Source organism: Streptomyces sp. SID5464 (assembly GCF_009862985.1).
Classification (GTDB): Bacteria; Actinomycetota; Actinomycetes; order Streptomycetales; family Streptomycetaceae; genus Streptomyces; species Streptomyces chartreusis_D.
Window position 1 is genome coordinate 1 of sequence record NZ_WWIQ01000032.1, and the last position, 279, is coordinate 279.

At 75.6% G+C, this 279-nt stretch carries 1 pseudogene; it reads right to left on the reverse strand.

Going from position 1 to position 279, the window contains the following annotated elements:
* A pseudogene (locus GTY47_RS19325) lies at nt 1-279 on the reverse strand (aldehyde dehydrogenase family protein); the annotation flags it as partial.

The following is a 279-nucleotide window of genomic DNA, read 5'->3' on the forward strand; positions in this document are numbered from 1 at the left end:
CGTAGGCGACTTCGGCGCGCGCCTCGGTCAGGGGCTTGCCCATCTCCAGGGTCATCAGCAGCGCGAGGTCCTCGGTGCGGGCGATGATGATGTCGTAGGCGCGGCGCAGGATCTCCTGCGCACCCGGGGCGGGGTGGCGGCCCAGGCCGCCTGCGCGGCGACCGCCGCCTCGACGGCACGCCGGCCGTCGGCCGGGGAGGCGTCGGCGACCCGGCACAGCTCCTCACCGGTGGCCGGGTTGTCGACGGACAGAGTCCGGCCGGACTCCGCGTCCTGCCA